Source organism: Cupriavidus sp. 96C5-1 (assembly GCF_057798855.1).
Genome location: NZ_JBYOJU010000027.1, coordinates 125,965 through 140,090, shown reverse-complemented (window position 1 = coordinate 140,090; position 14,126 = coordinate 125,965). Strand labels below are relative to the sequence as shown.

Sequence of the window (14,126 nt, the reverse complement as noted above, 5' to 3'; positions counted from 1 at the left end):
TCGCCCACCAGGCCATAGTCGGCCACCGAGAAGATCGGCGCTTCGGCGTCCTTGTTGATCGCCACGATCACCTTGGAATCCTTCATGCCGGCCAGATGCTGGATCGCGCCGGAAATGCCGACGGCGATGTACAGCTGCGGCGCAACGATCTTGCCGGTCTGGCCGACCTGGTAATCGTTGGGCACGAAGCCGGCATCGACGGCGGCGCGGGATGCGCCCATCGCGGCGTTCAGCTTGTCGGCCAGCGGCGTCAGCACCTTGGTGTAGTTCTCGCCGGAACCCACGCCACGGCCACCGGACACGATGATCTTGGCGGCGGTCAGCTCGGGGCGGTCGCTCTTGGTCACTTCGCGCGAAACGAATTGCGAGATGCCGGCGTCGGCCACGGCCGGCAGGTTTTCCACGGCGGCCGAGCCACCTTCGGCAGCGGCGGCGTCAAAGCCGGTGGTGCGCACGGTGATGACCTTGACCTTGTCCGACGATTGCACGGTCGAGATCGCGTTGCCGGCGTAGATCGGGCGCTCGAAGGTATCCGGGCCGTCCACCTTGGTGATGTCCGACAGCTGGGCTACGTCCAGCTTGGCGGCCACGCGCGGCAGGATGTTCTTGCCGTAGGGGGTGGCGGGCGCCAGGATGTGGCTGTAGTCGCTGGCGATGGCCAGCGCTTGCTCGGCCACGTTCTCGGCCAGGCCGTCGCCGAAATACGGGGCATCGGCCAGCAGTACCTTGGACACGCCGGCGATCTTGGCGGCAGCGGCGGCTGCAGCAGCGGCGTTGGCGCCGGCCACCAGCACGTGGACGTCGCCGCCGCACTGGAGAGCTGCCGTCACGGTGTTCAGCGTGGCGCCCTTGATGGATTGGTTGTCGTGTTCAGCAATGACGAGTGCAGTCATGTTTTATCTCCTGGCGCGCTCAGATGACCTTGGCTTCGTTCTTCAGCTTTTGCACCAGCGTCGCAACGTCCGGCACCATCACACCCGCGCTGCGCTTGGGCGGCTCGACGACCTTGAGGGTCTTCAGCCGGGGCGCCACGTCCACGCCGAGATCTTCCGGCTTGACGGTGTCGAGCTGCTTCTTCTTGGCCTTCATGATGTTGGGCAGCGTCACATAGCGCGGCTCGTTCAGGCGCAGGTCGGTGGTCACCATCGCCGGCAGCTTGATCGACAGGGTCTCCAGACCGCCGTCCACTTCGCGCGTCACCGACGCCCGGCCATCGGCCACCACCACCTTGGAGGCGAAGGTCGCTTGCGGCAGGCCTGCCAGCGCGGCCAGCATCTGGCCGGTCTGGTTGGAGTCGTCGTCGATGGCCTGCTTGCCCAGGATCACCAGTTGCGGCTGTTCCTTGTCGACCAGCGCCTTGAGCAGCTTGGCCACCGCCAGCGGTTGCAGGTCTTCGTTCGACTCGACCAGGATGCCGCGGTCGGCGCCGATGGCCATCGCCGTACGCAGGGTCTCCTGGCACTGGTTCACGCCGCAGGACACGGCGATCACCTCGGTGACCACCCCGGCTTCCCGCAGACGCACCGCTTCTTCCACGGCGATTTCGTCAAACGGGTTCATGCTCATCTTGACGTTGGCCAGATCCACGCCCGTACCGTCCGACTTCACCCGGACCTTGACGTTGTAATCCACCACGCGCTTGACTGCGACGAGTACTTTCATGCGTATTCACTCAACTATTGACCAAACATGCGACCAAACATGCCAGGCGCGAATGGCCGCATGCGGGGCTGACGATGACACCAAGACACATGGACTGAAGTCTCCGGTTTTTCTTGGCTCTATATGAACCATTGGTTGATCCAATGATAGATTGTGGATGGATTGCACGTCAATGAATCAAACATCAGTGCTTCCCCTGAGGACGGCTGCGGCGAAGCCATGAGAATGGTGCGACCCGAGGCCGACTCAGATAGGTCATTGGTCATATCAATGGTCATGTCGGCTGCGCTATACTAGAATCTTCAAGGGACCGATAACGCGTTGCGAGAGCGCGTTTCGCGTGGGCAGACGAGGGTAAAGCAGTGGAAAGGCACCAGACCATGGACCAAACCGGGCAAGCAGCTGTTGCCGAAGAAGCAACCTTTGAACCGATCTCAGTCAGCCGCGCACTCGACGAGATCGCCAGACAAATCCGGCAAGAAGTCATGGCAGGGCGGCTGAAGCCGGGTCAGAAGCTCCCTCCGGAGCGGGAGCTTTGCGTGCGTTTCGGCGTTAGCCGCAACACTTTGCGCGAAGCCCTGCGCGCGCTCGAGATTTCCGGCATCATCGAACTCAAGAAGGGCGCTTCTGGTGGCGCGTTCATCAAGAAGGGCGACCGGGACGTCGTCATTACCGGCCTGCGGGACCTGTACTATCTCGGGTCGATCACCCCGGAGCAACTGACCGAGGCGCGAGTCATGCTTGCCGACCTGGTGGTTCGCGACGTTTGCGTGAAGGCAACTGAAGCGGACCTTGAGGCACTGCAGGCTAACGTGGCCGCTGCCGAGGCCGCGCAGAAGGCGGGCAACTTCGAAGAGCGTGCACGGATACATCTCGAATTCCATAGTCTTCTCGTCAAGATTTCCGGCAACCCCATCCTGATTCTCACGATGGAGGCTATCCTGAAAGTCATGGCCGAGTTCGTGGCCCAGATCGGCTATAGCGAGAACCGCTTTGTGCTCCCCTCGCGGCGCCGGCTTCTCAAACTACTGGCGGAGCGCAACGCGGACGAGGCCGCCAACGAGATGGCAGCTCACCTTCGGCGCGTGCACCGCTACTACCTGTCGCAGATCAAGAGTCAGGACTGAGTACCCTGCGCTTGCGCAGGGCTTCTTCCCTTTCGCTTTCACTGCGGCCTGCGCTGATGTATTCCGCCGGACAACGGACAAATTCGCCGTATCACATAGCTACTGGCGACAGGGTGCAAGTACCTGCTGCGGCCTGCCTCCTATGACAGGCGGCGACCGAGCAGCAGACGCCGCGTCCGTCAGCTGGCCTTCGCAATCCAGCCCGAGATGACCTGCCCGCACGTGAGCGGCCCCGACGCGCCGGTATGGGCGACCGACGAAGGCGTTCTCGAGAAGCGCGGCGCCGGCGCCGGATGAGGCACGCCGCCGATGTCGACGAACGCCTCGCGCGCCAGCAGGTGCGGGTGCTGTGCAGCCTCGCTCAGCGTCAGCACGGGAGCAAAGCACGCATCGGTATCGCCCAGCAACGCCGTCCATTCTGCCCGGCTGCGTTGCGCGAAGATCCGCGCTAGCTCCGCTCTCAGTGCCGGCCATCGGGTCCGGTCGTGTTGTGCGTCGCGCAGCGCCGGATCCAAGCCGATGCGCTCGCACAGCAGCGCGAAGAACTGTGGCTCGATTGCGCCGATGCAGACGTGTTCGCCGCCGGCAGCGCGGTACACCGCGTAGTATGGCGCGCCGCCATCGAGCATATTGTCGCCGCGGCGTTCGCTGTAGAGGCCACGCAGCCTGTGTCCCTGCGCCAGGCTCATCAGCGAAAGCGCGCCGTCGCAGATGGCGGCGTCCACCACCTGCCCGCGGCCAGAACTGCGCGCCTCGATCAGTGCGGCAAGGATGCCCATCGCCAGGTACAAGCTGCCGCCGCCATAGTCACCGACGAGATTGAGCGGAGGCACCGGGCCGCCATCTCGCTCGCCGATCGCGGCGAGGGCACCCGTGACGGCGATGTAGTTGATATCGTGACCGGCCGTCTGCGACAGCGGCCCGTCTTGTCCCCATCCGGTCATGCGGCCGTAGACAAGTTTGGGATTCAGCGCCGCGACGGTCTCCGGCCCGAGGCCGAGGCGTTCCATCACCCTTGGGCGGAACCCCTCGACCAGCGCATCTGCGTGGGTCAGCAGCGTCAGGACCTGATCCCGGTCCTTGGCGCTTTTCAGATCCAGCAGCACAGTGCGCCTGCCACGTCCAATGAGATCCTGCAGGTGAATGAGCCTGGCTCCGGGCCGGTCGATGCGGACAATGTCAGCGCCCATGTCCGCGAGCAGCATACAGGCGAACGGCCCTGGTCCAAGCCCCGCGAACTCAACGATCCGGACCCCCGACAGGGGGCCCTTCCTCAGTGAGGTGGTGTTTGTTTGATCCAAGATATGGCTCCATTCACCGGCGTCAACTGGCCTGTGCGCGAACCGGCGCAGCACCCAACGCACCTGAGCGCTCAAGTTCCGCGATTCGTGTTTCATCGTAGTGCAAGACATCGCGTAGCACTTCGGCCGTGTGTTCGCCCACCGCCGGCGCAGGCCGTGGGGCCACGGCAGGCGTTTCGGATAGCCTCATCGGCGATTCAATGTTGGGAATCCAGCCTTTCACGGGATGGGCAATACGGGTGGCCAGAGCGCGCGACTGCGCCTCGCCGGAGCGCAACGCCTCGCCAAGCGTTCGGACTTCGCCGTGTGGCACGGAGGCCGCACGCAGCTTGGCCTGCCAGTGGCTCCACGGCGCCGCCGCAAAAGCCTCATTGAGGATCCCGAACAGTTCCTCGCGATGATTCAGCCGATCGATGCTTCTCACCAGATCGGGACGAGCCGCGATATCCGGGCGTCCCAAGACATCGCCGAAAAGGCGCGCGAAGATCTTGTCGTTCCCGCAATGCAGGTAAAAGGGCCGGTCCGCCGCGCGAAACACCCCCGAAGGGCACGTATCCGGAGTGGAATTGCCGTGGCGCTGGGGATCCTTTCCGGTCAGCAGGTTCTGCATGCCGGCAAATCCCGTCATCATGACCGCGGTATCAAATAGCGAGACCTCGACAAACTGCCCCTTTCCGGTACGCTCGCGTGCCAATAGGGCAAGCAGCAGTGCATTGCTCGCCATCAGGGCCGTCCCCATATCCATGACCACCGGCCCGCTGCGCACACCGGGACGGTCAGGGTAGCCATTCATGGACATGTAGCCGCTCTCTGCCTGCACGACAGGGTCGAAGCCAAGTCGATCCGCATAGGGCCCCGTGCGCCCGTACGCGGACACGGAACAATAGATCAGGCGTGGATTGAGCTGCGCACAGCGCTCGTAGCCCAATCCAAGGCGCTCCATGACGCCGCTCGAAAAGTTCTCGACCACGACGTCCGCGGTCGCGACCAGGTCGAGCGCCACCTTCACACCCTCCTCGGTTTTGAGGTCAAGCGCGAGACTGCGCTTGTTCCGATTGGTCCAAAGGTACGGGCCGCCCTGCGCAGGCAGCGCCGGATCCAGTGGCGGGTAATAGCGGAAATCCTCTCCGCGCCCAGGACGCTCGATCTTGATCACATCCGCGCCAAAGTCCCCCAGGATCATTGTCGCCAATGGCCCGGCGATGAAGTGCGAAAAATCGACCACTTTCAGTCCGCTCACGGCACTTTCGCGTGGCTGAGCCGGCGCCTCACGCACTGGCAGCTCTTCGATACAGCTCTGGTTGAACATGGTCTCCTACCTCTGTTTTGTCAATGGCTCAACCAATGTAACGCAGGGGTCTGGCGTAGTCAACACGTAGACGCCGGCTTCCGAGTGGCATAACGATTTCATGCCGACGCCGTAACGCTTGCGGAAAACCATCATTTGACAGTTTACTCCGTTGGTTCTACCATTGAAAAAAATGAGGATGCCTCGGCGAGAACCAATCGGTTGGTTGCCGGTGCAAGCGGAGACAATGCAATGAGCGAGCCCAAACGCGTCGCGATCATCGGCGCGAGCGCCATACCGGTCGGAAGGCACCAGACAGCCGATGCGGAGGAGCTTCACACGCTGGAGCACGAGGTCCTGTTGCGGCTCGTACTTGAGGCGACGCGCGACGCCGGCGTGGACAAGCGTGACATCGAGAGCCTGGTCTTCACGCTGCCGCGTCCATACACCCGGCAGAAGTACCTGCACACGTTCATGATCGGCAAGCTCAAGCTGCCATGCCGGGGCACCGTGCTCGAGGTGATGGGCAATGGCATGACCGCCGCCCTGGCGCTTGATCAGGCGTGCAACGAAATCCTGCTCGGCAGGGCCAAGGTCGCACTGGCGCTCGGCATCAATATGGAAACGGCGGTTTCCGCGGCCGAGCATGCCATGAGCAGCATGCGGACGACCGGCGATGTCGACTTCCATGTTCCCGCAGGCTTCACGCCGATCTCGTGGTACGCCATGGACGCTGCGCGCTACATGCATGAGCATGGCGCCACGCAGGAGCAGCTGGCCGCAGTGGCCGTGAAGAACCGCTATCACGCTTCGCTGAACCCCCTGGCCCAGTACAGCAAGCCGATCACGACGCAGGAGGTACTGGCACAGCGCCCGATCGTCGAGCCCCTGGGACTGTATGACGTGCCGCCACGCGGCGACGGTGCGGCCTGCCTGGTGCTCGCCAGCGAGGAGGTTGCACGCGCTACCGGCCGCCCGTACGTGTTGATCCAGGGCCGGGGTTTCCAGCATGACGGCTCACACCAGATCAGCGACGTACCCAACGACATGATCGGCTTCGAGGCGGCACGGGCGGCTTCGGCGCAGGCATACGCCGAAGCGGGCATCACGGCTTCGGACCTTGATCTGGCGGAGCTCTATGCCCCTTGCACGATTGTCGAGATCCTGGTCAGCGAGGCGCTCGGTCTGGTACCGCGTGGCCGGGGATCGATTGCCGCACTCGACGGAGAGACCACGCTTGGCGGGCGGATTCCGATCTCCACGTCCGGCGGCCTGCTTTCGCGCGGTCATCCATCCTATGTCACGTCGCTCTACAACTACGTGGAGATCGCGGAACAGCTGCGCGGCCGCGCAGGCGAGCGCCAGGTGAAGGGCGCCCAATGGGGTGTTGCAACAGGGGAACTGGGCAACTACAACGCAGCGCTGGTTCACGTGTTCGAAGGAGTTCAATGATGCTCGAGACAGTCGACATTGGCGCCTCGCGTGCCTATCCGCCGCGCGTTTCGACGGCGACTGCGCCGTTCTGGAGTGCTCTTGCGCAAGGCCGCTGGATCACCACTGCATGCTGCGACTGCGGCAAGCAGACCTTCCCGCCACAGATCATCTGCCCGCATTGCTGGTCCGAAGCGCTCGAATGGACCGATCTCAGCCCGCGCGGGGTCATCTATTCCTGGACGCGCGTGCACGCCGCGCCCACCGTCTTCGCGGCCGAGGCCCCCTACAGCGTCTGCATTGTCGACCTGGATTGCGGCATACGCATTGCCTGCAAGCTGCTGGAAACCGAAGCAGCCGCGCCTAGTATCGGCATGGCCGTGGAGATGGTAAGGCTGCGCTACCAGGATGGCGATCTGTTTGCCGCCCGTGCCCTCCAGCGCTGATGACCGGGCTGGCGACCGCAGCGCGGCGCCGCCGTCACTGCCACAACGTTTCTTGTTCTTGTTGTTCTACATCGTCCCAGGAGTTATGCATGCGCGACACCCCATCGTCCATGAACACGGTCGACTGCGATTTGCTGGTGATCGGTGCCGGTGCCGGCGGCCTCTCCACGGCTGTCACCGCCCGCAAGCACGGCCTTGATGTCGTGGTCGTGGAAAAAGACAGCGTGTTTGGCGGGACCACCGCCTTTTCAGGCGGTGTGCTGTGGATTCCCGGCAATCCGGTCTCCCGGCGCGCCAATCAGAAGGACAGTCGCGAAGCCGCGCGCGCCTACCTTGCGGCGGAAACGGGATCTGCGTTCGACGCAGCCGCCGTCGATGCGTTCCTGGACAACGGCCCGAAGATGGTCGATTGGTTCGAGCGCGAGACCAGCGTGAAGTTCGTGCCGACGCTGTATCCCGACTACCATCCCACGCAGATCGGTGGCGTCGACGTCGGCCGCTCCATCCTGGCGGCACCGTTCGATATCCGCGAGCTGGGCAAGGACGTGTCGCGCCTGCGCCCGCCGCTATCGACCATCACGTTCATCGGCATGATGTTCAATTCGTCGAATGCCGACCTGAAGCACTTCTTCAACGTGACGAAGTCGGTGAAGTCGTTCTTCTATGTTGCCAGGAGGCTCGCAAGTCACCTCAAGGAGTTGGTGCTCTACCGGCGCGGCATGCATGTCACCAGCGGCAATGCGCTGGCGGCGCGCCTGGCGAAATCGGCGCTGGATCTCGGCATTCCCATCTGGACTGCGTCGCCCGCGCTCCGGCTTGTGATCAGGGACGGCGCAGTGGCGGGCGCGATCGTCAAGCGCGACGGCGGCGAGGTGGAAGTCCGGGCCCGACACGGCGTAGTGCTCGCCAGCGGCGGTTTTTCGCACGATATCCAGCGTCTGCGCAAGGCCTACCCGCATGTCGCGCGCGGCGGCGAGCACTTTTCGCCGGTGCCGGCCACCAACACCGGCGATGGCGCACGCCTGGCGGAGGAGGCGGGCGGCACGGTACCGCTGCGCTATCGCGACGCTGCGGCGTGGATGCCGGTATCAAAGGTACCGATGGGCGGCGGGCGCTACGTCGCGTTCCCGCATCTGCTGGACCGCTACAAGCCCGGCGTCATCGGCGTGTTGCGCAATGGCCAGCGGTTCACCAACGAATCGAATTCCTACCACGACGTGGGCGCGGACCTGATTCGCGCATGCGCAGGCCAGCGGGAAACCGCAATGTGGCTGATCTGCGACCACGCCACCATTTCGAAGTACGGGCTGGGCTACGCCAAACCGGCGCCGCTGCCCCTTGGCCCGTTGCTGCGTAAGGGCTATCTCAATCGGGGCGGTTCGCTCGCCGCGCTCGCGCAAGAATGCGGCATCGATGCCGCGGCGCTTGAGCAGACCGTGCGCGAGTACAACGCGGGTGCGCAGTACGGCGAGGATCGCCAGTTTGGCCGGGGCATCACTTCGTTCAACCGATACCTCGGGGATCCGGACCACAAGCCGAATCCCTGCGTGGCGCCCATCGCGCAGGGCCCTTTCTATGCCCTGAAGATAGTGATGGGGGATCTCGGTACCTTTGACGGCATTGCCACGAATGTGGAGGGTGCCGTGCTGCGCGAAGACGGCAGCGCCATTGCCGGCCTCTATGCCGTGGGCAATGACCGCGCCAGCATCATGGGCGGCAACTATCCAGGCGCAGGGATCACGCTGGGCCCCATCATGACATTCGGCTACATCACCGGACGGCACATCGCCCGCCTCGCGAATGCGCAGGCAGGCAGCGGGGCACCGCAGGCCGTACGCAGGGAGAAAGCGCATGCAGCCTGACAACGCACTCACCCTCGTCGACCACCGTATCTACACGATCCGGCTGCGCAGGATGAACGAGTTCCTGGATGTGTTCGGCAAGATGGCAATGCCCATCCTGCTCGAAACCCTGGGCAATCCGCTTGGCGCCTATGTCAGCCATGTCGGCCCGCAGAACCAGTTCGTGCACTTGTGGGGCTACCAGGATCTAGCCGACTTCGAGCGCCGTTCCCGTGCACGTGACGCCCACCCCGGGTTCGCCGAATACCTGACGGCCTCGGCGCACCTGATCGTCGCCCAGGAGACGCGGCTGATCCGTGCGGTCGCCATGCCCGGAGTAACGATTCCTACGAGCAATCGATAACGGCCGGCAAACCTGCCAGCCTGACAAAAGAAACTGGAGACACAAATGAATTTCCTTCCCCGCATCCCACGAATTTCACGCTGCCTTGCCGCCTGCTTTGCCGGCGTGCTCGCATCCATGGGCGTCTCGGTGCCCGCCGCCGCGGCGGACGCCTATCCGTCCAAGCCAATCACGATTGTGGTGCCGTACTCGGCAGGCGGGGCTAGCGATATCCAGGTACGCGTCATCTCCCAACAGCTGTCGACGATACTCGGGCAACCCATCATCGTCGACAACCGGGCAGGGGCGTCCGGCGCGATTGGCGCGGCCTTTGTGGCACGTGCCGTACCGGACGGCTATACCCTGCTGTACCCGAACAACGGCCTGTTGATTGCGGCGCTGCTCAACAAGTCCGCAGGGTACGATCCGCTCAAGGATCTCGCGCCCGTTTCGACGGTGACCACCATGCCGATGGTGCTGGTCGTGAACAAGAGCATGCCGGCCAACAATCTGCGCGAGTTCTTCGCCTATGCCAAGGGCCATCCGAACACGCTCAATTACGCTACCGCGGGCCCGGCTTCGTACGGCAACCTTGCCACTCACCTGCTTTCGCGGGCTGCCGGCCTGAGCATGACACAAGTACCGTACCGGGGGGAGGCGAACACCACGATGTCGGTGCGCACAGGCGAAGCGCAGGTGCTGTTTACCAGTCCGTCCGCAACGATGATGGGCCAGGTCAACGCAGGCAGCCTGAAGCTGCTGGGCGTGGCAAGCGCCGGGCGCTCTGAGGTGGCGCCCAATGCGCAGCCGATCAACGAGGTTCTGCCGGGTTTCAAATCGGAAATCTGGTTTGGTCTGATGGCGCCTGCCAGGACGCCGCAGCCTGTCGTCGACAAGCTCAATCAGGCCGTGCAACAGCTACTGAAGGACCCCGGCATTCGCGCCAGGCTCTTGGCCAATGCGGCAGTTGCGCAGCCTTCCACGCCGCAAGCGTTCGAGCAGATGCTCCGCGCGGAGCATGCCCAGTTCGCGGAAATCATCCGCAAGCACAACATCACGGCGGACTGAGCCGCCGGCACCGAATGCCGCCTGCACGACGTTGTCGTGCAGGCGGTACTGATGACAACCACGGCTGGAGCCTGCGCCGGTACCCCGGTCCTGGCGAAGTCACCTGACCCAGCTTCAACCTTCTGGAGTATGCAATGACGTTGATGAATATTGCCGGATTGTCGGACGAGCAGCGCATGATGCGCGAAGGCGTGCTCGACCTGCTTTCGCGCCACCTTCCATGGGACAAGATCCGCAAAATGGACGAAGCGCGTGAGTTCCCGCACGAAGCCTTCAATGCGCTGGCCGAAGCAGGCTATCTTGGGATTTTTTATCCCGAATCGCTCGGGGGCATGGGCGGCAGTTTCAAGGACATCGCCGTGTTCCTGGAGACGCTCGGCTACTACTACACCGGCATTGCCCAGGCCGTGACCACCACGGCAATCTATGCCGGCATGCATATCGCCAAGTTCGGTTCGCCGGAACTTCAGCAGGCTATCGTGCCTGGCATCATCGCTGGCAGGACCAAGCTGGCGCTGGCCATGTCCGAGCCGGGCACCGGCTCGGACGTGGCCGGCATCAAGACCAGCGCCCGCCGCGAAGGTGATGAGTTCGTACTCAATGGCAACAAGGTCTGGATCACCTGTGCCCACGTTGCGGACTACCTCGTCGTGATCACCAAGACCGACACCGGGGCAGATCGCCACCAGGGCATCAGCACGTTGCTGGTCGACGCCAAGGCTCCGGGGGTGACCATCAAGCCCTTGTCGATGCTAGGCCGGCGGACCTCGCATGCCAATGAGGTGTTCTTCGATAATGTCCATGTGCCTGCCAGCAACCTGATCGGCGGCGAAGGCATGGCATGGAAGAACATCATGAAGTGCCTGGGCCTCGAGCGCCTGGCGCTTGCGGCAATTTCGTCCGGTCATTGCTTCAAGATCACAGAGTACGCGCGCGATTACGCCAAGGACAGAATCCAGTTCGGCCAGCCGATCTCGAAGTTCCAGGTCATCCAGCACAAGCTTGCCGACATGCTCATCATGTCGGAGACGGCACGCCAGGCTACCTATCGTGTCGCGGAACTGCTCGACGGAGGCCATCCCGCCTTGCAGGAAACCTCCATCGCCAAGATCGTCGCCACCGATAACAACTTCAAGTGCGCTGACATCGGCCTGCAGGTTCTCGGTGGTGCAGGCTATTCGATGGAATACGACATGCAGATGTTCTTCCGTGACTCGCGCGTGGGGCCCATCGGGGGCGGCAGCAATGAGATTCAGCGCAACGTGCTGGCCAAGCTCATGGATCTGTGATGACAGCGCGTGGCGGAACTGCCCGCCTGCGGCAGGCGACGTCACGGGGCATTGAGGAGGAATCAAGATGAAGACACAGGTCGCGATCATCGGCGCCGGGCCATCGGGCCTGCTGCTAGGGCAGTTGCTGACCCGCGCGGGCATCGACAACATCATCCTGGAACGCCAGGCGCCCGAGTACGTGCTTGGCCGCATCCGCGCCGGCGTACTGGAGCAAGGTACCGTCGACCTGATGCGCGAGGCCGGCGTGAGCGAACGCATGGACGCGGAAGGGCTCGTGCATGAAGGCATCGAGCTGACGTATGGGGGACGACGCGACCGCGTGGACCTCAAGACGCTGACTGGTGGCAGCACAGTACTGGTCTACGGGCAGACAGAAGTGACTCGCGACCTGATGGAAGCCCGCAGGGCAGCCGGCGCCACCACGATCTATCAGGCTGCCAACGTCCGCCCCCATGGCGTGAAGGACGAGCAGCCTTATGTCACGTTCGAGCCGGACGGCGAAACGGCCCGCCTGGACTGCGATTACATCGCCGGCTGCGACGGCTTCCACGGTGTCTCGCGGCAGACCATCCCGGCGGAGGTTCAGAAGCACTACGAGCGCGTCTACCCCTTCGGCTGGCTGGGCCTGCTATCCGACACGCCGCCGGTCAGTCACGAACTGATCTATGCGCATCACGACCGAGGCTTCGCGCTTTGCAGCCAGCGTTCCCACACACGCAGCCGCTACTATCTGCAAGTGCCATTGACGGAGCGAGTCGAGGATTGGTCCGACGAACGTTTCTGGGAAGAGTTGAAGCGGCGCCTGCCGGAAGCGGTGGCCGACAAGCTTGTGACCGGCCCGTCGATGGAGAAGAGCATCGCGCCGCTGCGCAGCTATGTGGTCGAGCCCATGCAGTATGGAAAACTGTTCCTTGTCGGCGATGCCGCGCACATCGTCCCCCCGACCGGCGCAAAGGGCCTGAACCTTGCGGCCAGCGATGTCAGTACGCTCTACCGCATCCTGCGGCTGGTCTATCAGAAAGGCCGGACAGACCTGCTCGACAAGTACTCGGATATCGCGCTGCGGCGCGTCTGGAAAGCCGAGCGCTTTTCCTGGTTCATGACCAACTTGCTGCATGAATTTCCGGAGAACGAGCCATTCGACAAGCGCATGCAGCGGACCGACTACGACTACTTCACAAGCTCGGAGGCCGGGCTGAAGAGCATTGCCGAGAATTACGTCGGGTTGCCCTACGAGCCGGTCGAGTAAGCCGCCATGGTAGCCGGCGTCTACCGTTTAGCCGCGGTGCGCCGGCTAAACGGCATGGCCGGCACGCATCGCGTTCAGCGTAATCGCCGCGCCAGCCGGGCTGCGGGCGTGACGTATACGACGCGCATCGGCCATCGTGGCATTGTGATCAAGCGGCACGGATTCACACAGTGCGTGTTGCGTAGAACGAGACAGGTCCACTCGATCAGCCAGGCACGCGCGATCCATGGTGTGCCAGCTTCGTCCCGGAGGAGGGGGATTGCCACCGCAGCTACTCGTCCACCCAGCTGGCGACGTCCGGCAATTCCGCTCGCGTGGTACGGAAGCCATTTGCCGCATGTGCGTGGTCTGGGAAGCCAAATGAGACCCCGCAGACGATCAACCGGTCCGCCGACAGACCAAAGTGACGACGGACCAAGGCCGGCCGGGATGCCAACGCGGCCTGCGCCACGCAGGCGACGCCAAGGCCATGGGCAGCAAGCATGAAGTTGTTGACATAGCCGCCGCAGTCGATCGCGCCGTAGACGCCGAGCGCCTCATCCGTCGTGACAATGGCTACGTGTGGAGCGCCGAACAGCCGGAAATTCTCTGCTGCCTGTCTGGATGAGGCTTCCCTGTCGCCTTTTGCAACTCCTACGCTCGCATATAAGGCCAGCCCGCATTCCCGCCTGCGCTCCTGGTATATCCCCTGGTACTCGCGTGGCCACGGAAAATCCGGAGCAGCAGGCTCCCGCGCCACCCCATCAAGCATCGCCTCACGGAACCGGTCCGCGGCAACGCCACTCGCAATGACCATCTTCCAGGGTTGAGAATTACACCAGGATGCCGCTCGTTGTGCCAGGCGAAGGATTCGCTCAATCGTTTCGCGCGGCACCTGGTGCGGCAAGAATGCCCGGCAGCTGAAGCGGCCTGCGTGCAGGCGCTCAAGCGAGCTGAAATCTCCTTCCTGGACCGCGTTCTCCAGGCGTGAATCCGATGACATCGGTACCCTCCTCATTATGGCCAACCGCTCTACACTTGGGCGTCCGGAAAAAAACGTGGCACTGTGTGCAACACAGTGCCACGAACCCTTGCACCA

At 63.3% G+C, this 14,126-nt stretch carries 13 protein-coding genes; 8 read left to right on the top strand and 5 right to left on the bottom strand.

Going from position 1 to position 14,126, the window contains the following annotated elements; translation table 11 throughout:
• Both AC3FOF_RS26430 and AC3FOF_RS26425 read right to left on the bottom strand, forming a co-directional pair.
• Positions 1-893, bottom strand: an 893-nt coding sequence (locus tag AC3FOF_RS26430) for an electron transfer flavoprotein subunit alpha/FixB family protein (RefSeq protein WP_488726590.1), incomplete at its 3' end; no start/stop codon positions are given.
• 19 nt (positions 894-912) lie between these two features.
• Entirely contained in the window at positions 913-1,662 is a 750-nt protein-coding gene (locus tag AC3FOF_RS26425) for an electron transfer flavoprotein subunit beta/FixA family protein (protein WP_488728289.1), read from the bottom strand.
• A gap of 380 nt (positions 1,663-2,042) precedes the next feature.
• Here AC3FOF_RS26425 and AC3FOF_RS26420 point away from each other — a divergent pair, with 380 nt between their 5' ends.
• A complete protein-coding gene (locus AC3FOF_RS26420; protein WP_017226094.1) occupies positions 2,043-2,789 on the top strand; it encodes a FadR/GntR family transcriptional regulator in 747 nt (248 codons plus the stop codon).
• Between the two features lie 179 nt (positions 2,790-2,968).
• Here AC3FOF_RS26420 and AC3FOF_RS26415 read toward each other — a convergent pair whose 3' ends face one another.
• Both AC3FOF_RS26415 and AC3FOF_RS26410 read right to left on the bottom strand, forming a co-directional pair.
• Positions 2,969-4,090 carry a CaiB/BaiF CoA transferase family protein gene (locus AC3FOF_RS26415; RefSeq protein WP_488728288.1) on the bottom strand — a complete coding sequence of 374 codons (1,122 nt, stop codon included), beginning with the start codon at positions 4,088-4,090 and terminating at the stop codon, positions 2,969-2,971.
• A 22-nt stretch (positions 4,091-4,112) separates the two neighbouring features.
• Positions 4,113-5,399, bottom strand: coding sequence for a CoA transferase (locus AC3FOF_RS26410; RefSeq protein WP_017226096.1), 1,287 nt, complete (start codon positions 5,397-5,399; stop codon positions 4,113-4,115).
• 231 nt (positions 5,400-5,630) lie between these two features.
• On the opposite strand from AC3FOF_RS26410, the gene AC3FOF_RS26405 reads away from it, so the two are divergent.
• From AC3FOF_RS26405 to pobA, 7 genes are all read left to right on the top strand, one after another.
• Positions 5,631-6,830: a thiolase family protein gene (locus AC3FOF_RS26405; protein ID WP_488728287.1), complete on the top strand. Its 1,200-nt coding sequence runs from the start codon at positions 5,631-5,633 to the stop codon at positions 6,828-6,830.
• Complete coding sequence (locus AC3FOF_RS26400; RefSeq protein WP_276264167.1) at positions 6,827-7,255, top strand: Zn-ribbon domain-containing OB-fold protein; 429 nt, start codon at positions 6,827-6,829, stop codon at positions 7,253-7,255. The genes AC3FOF_RS26405 and AC3FOF_RS26400 overlap by 4 nt, the downstream gene beginning before the upstream one ends.
• 89 nt (positions 7,256-7,344) lie before the next feature.
• Positions 7,345-9,117, top strand: coding sequence for an FAD-dependent oxidoreductase (locus AC3FOF_RS26395; protein ID WP_488728286.1), 1,773 nt, complete (start codon positions 7,345-7,347; stop codon positions 9,115-9,117).
• Positions 9,107-9,460: an NIPSNAP family protein gene (locus tag AC3FOF_RS26390; protein WP_017226100.1), complete on the top strand. Its 354-nt coding sequence runs from the start codon at positions 9,107-9,109 to the stop codon at positions 9,458-9,460. Before AC3FOF_RS26395 ends, AC3FOF_RS26390 begins: the two co-directional genes overlap by 11 nt.
• 45 nt (positions 9,461-9,505) lie before the next feature.
• The gene (locus tag AC3FOF_RS26385) at positions 9,506-10,507 is read left to right on the top strand and encodes a Bug family tripartite tricarboxylate transporter substrate binding protein (protein ID WP_488728285.1); all 1,002 of its coding nucleotides are present in this window, start codon (positions 9,506-9,508) and stop codon (positions 10,505-10,507) included.
• Positions 10,508-10,641: 134 nt separating this feature from the next.
• A complete protein-coding gene (locus AC3FOF_RS26380; RefSeq protein ID WP_017226102.1) occupies positions 10,642-11,796 on the top strand; it encodes an acyl-CoA dehydrogenase family protein in 1,155 nt (384 codons plus the stop codon).
• Positions 11,797-11,863: 67 nt separating this feature from the next.
• Positions 11,864-13,048 carry a 4-hydroxybenzoate 3-monooxygenase gene (pobA, locus tag AC3FOF_RS26375; RefSeq protein ID WP_488728284.1) on the top strand — a complete coding sequence of 395 codons (1,185 nt, stop codon included), beginning with the start codon at positions 11,864-11,866 and terminating at the stop codon, positions 13,046-13,048.
• Positions 13,049-13,319: 271 nt separating this feature from the next.
• On the opposite strand, the gene AC3FOF_RS26370 is transcribed toward pobA, so the two are convergent.
• Positions 13,320-14,030 (bottom strand): nitroreductase, encoded by a 711-nt coding sequence (locus AC3FOF_RS26370; RefSeq protein ID WP_276266090.1) that lies wholly within the window; start codon positions 14,028-14,030, stop codon positions 13,320-13,322.
• Positions 14,031-14,126: the final 96 nt, after the last annotated feature.

Excerpts from the sequence above, each read along its gene's own strand:
- AC3FOF_RS26425 (WP_488728289.1), bottom strand. The coding sequence starts at position 1,662 with ATGAAAGTACTCGTCGCAGTCAAGCGCGTGGTGGATTACAACGTCAAG.
- AC3FOF_RS26420 (WP_017226094.1), top strand. The coding sequence starts at position 2,043 with ATGGACCAAACCGGGCAAGCAGCTGTTGCCGAAGAAGCAACCTTTGAA.
- AC3FOF_RS26410 (WP_017226096.1), bottom strand. The coding sequence starts at position 5,399 with ATGTTCAACCAGAGCTGTATCGAAGAGCTGCCAGTGCGTGAGGCGCCG.
- AC3FOF_RS26405 (WP_488728287.1), top strand. The coding sequence starts at position 5,631 with ATGAGCGAGCCCAAACGCGTCGCGATCATCGGCGCGAGCGCCATACCG.
- AC3FOF_RS26400 (WP_276264167.1), top strand. The coding sequence starts at position 6,827 with ATGATGCTCGAGACAGTCGACATTGGCGCCTCGCGTGCCTATCCGCCG.
- AC3FOF_RS26395 (WP_488728286.1), top strand. The coding sequence starts at position 7,345 with ATGCGCGACACCCCATCGTCCATGAACACGGTCGACTGCGATTTGCTG.
- AC3FOF_RS26390 (WP_017226100.1), top strand. The coding sequence starts at position 9,107 with ATGCAGCCTGACAACGCACTCACCCTCGTCGACCACCGTATCTACACG.
- AC3FOF_RS26385 (WP_488728285.1), top strand. The coding sequence starts at position 9,506 with ATGAATTTCCTTCCCCGCATCCCACGAATTTCACGCTGCCTTGCCGCC.
- AC3FOF_RS26380 (WP_017226102.1), top strand. The coding sequence starts at position 10,642 with ATGACGTTGATGAATATTGCCGGATTGTCGGACGAGCAGCGCATGATG.
- pobA (WP_488728284.1), top strand. The coding sequence starts at position 11,864 with ATGAAGACACAGGTCGCGATCATCGGCGCCGGGCCATCGGGCCTGCTG.
- AC3FOF_RS26370 (WP_276266090.1), bottom strand. The coding sequence starts at position 14,030 with ATGTCATCGGATTCACGCCTGGAGAACGCGGTCCAGGAAGGAGATTTC.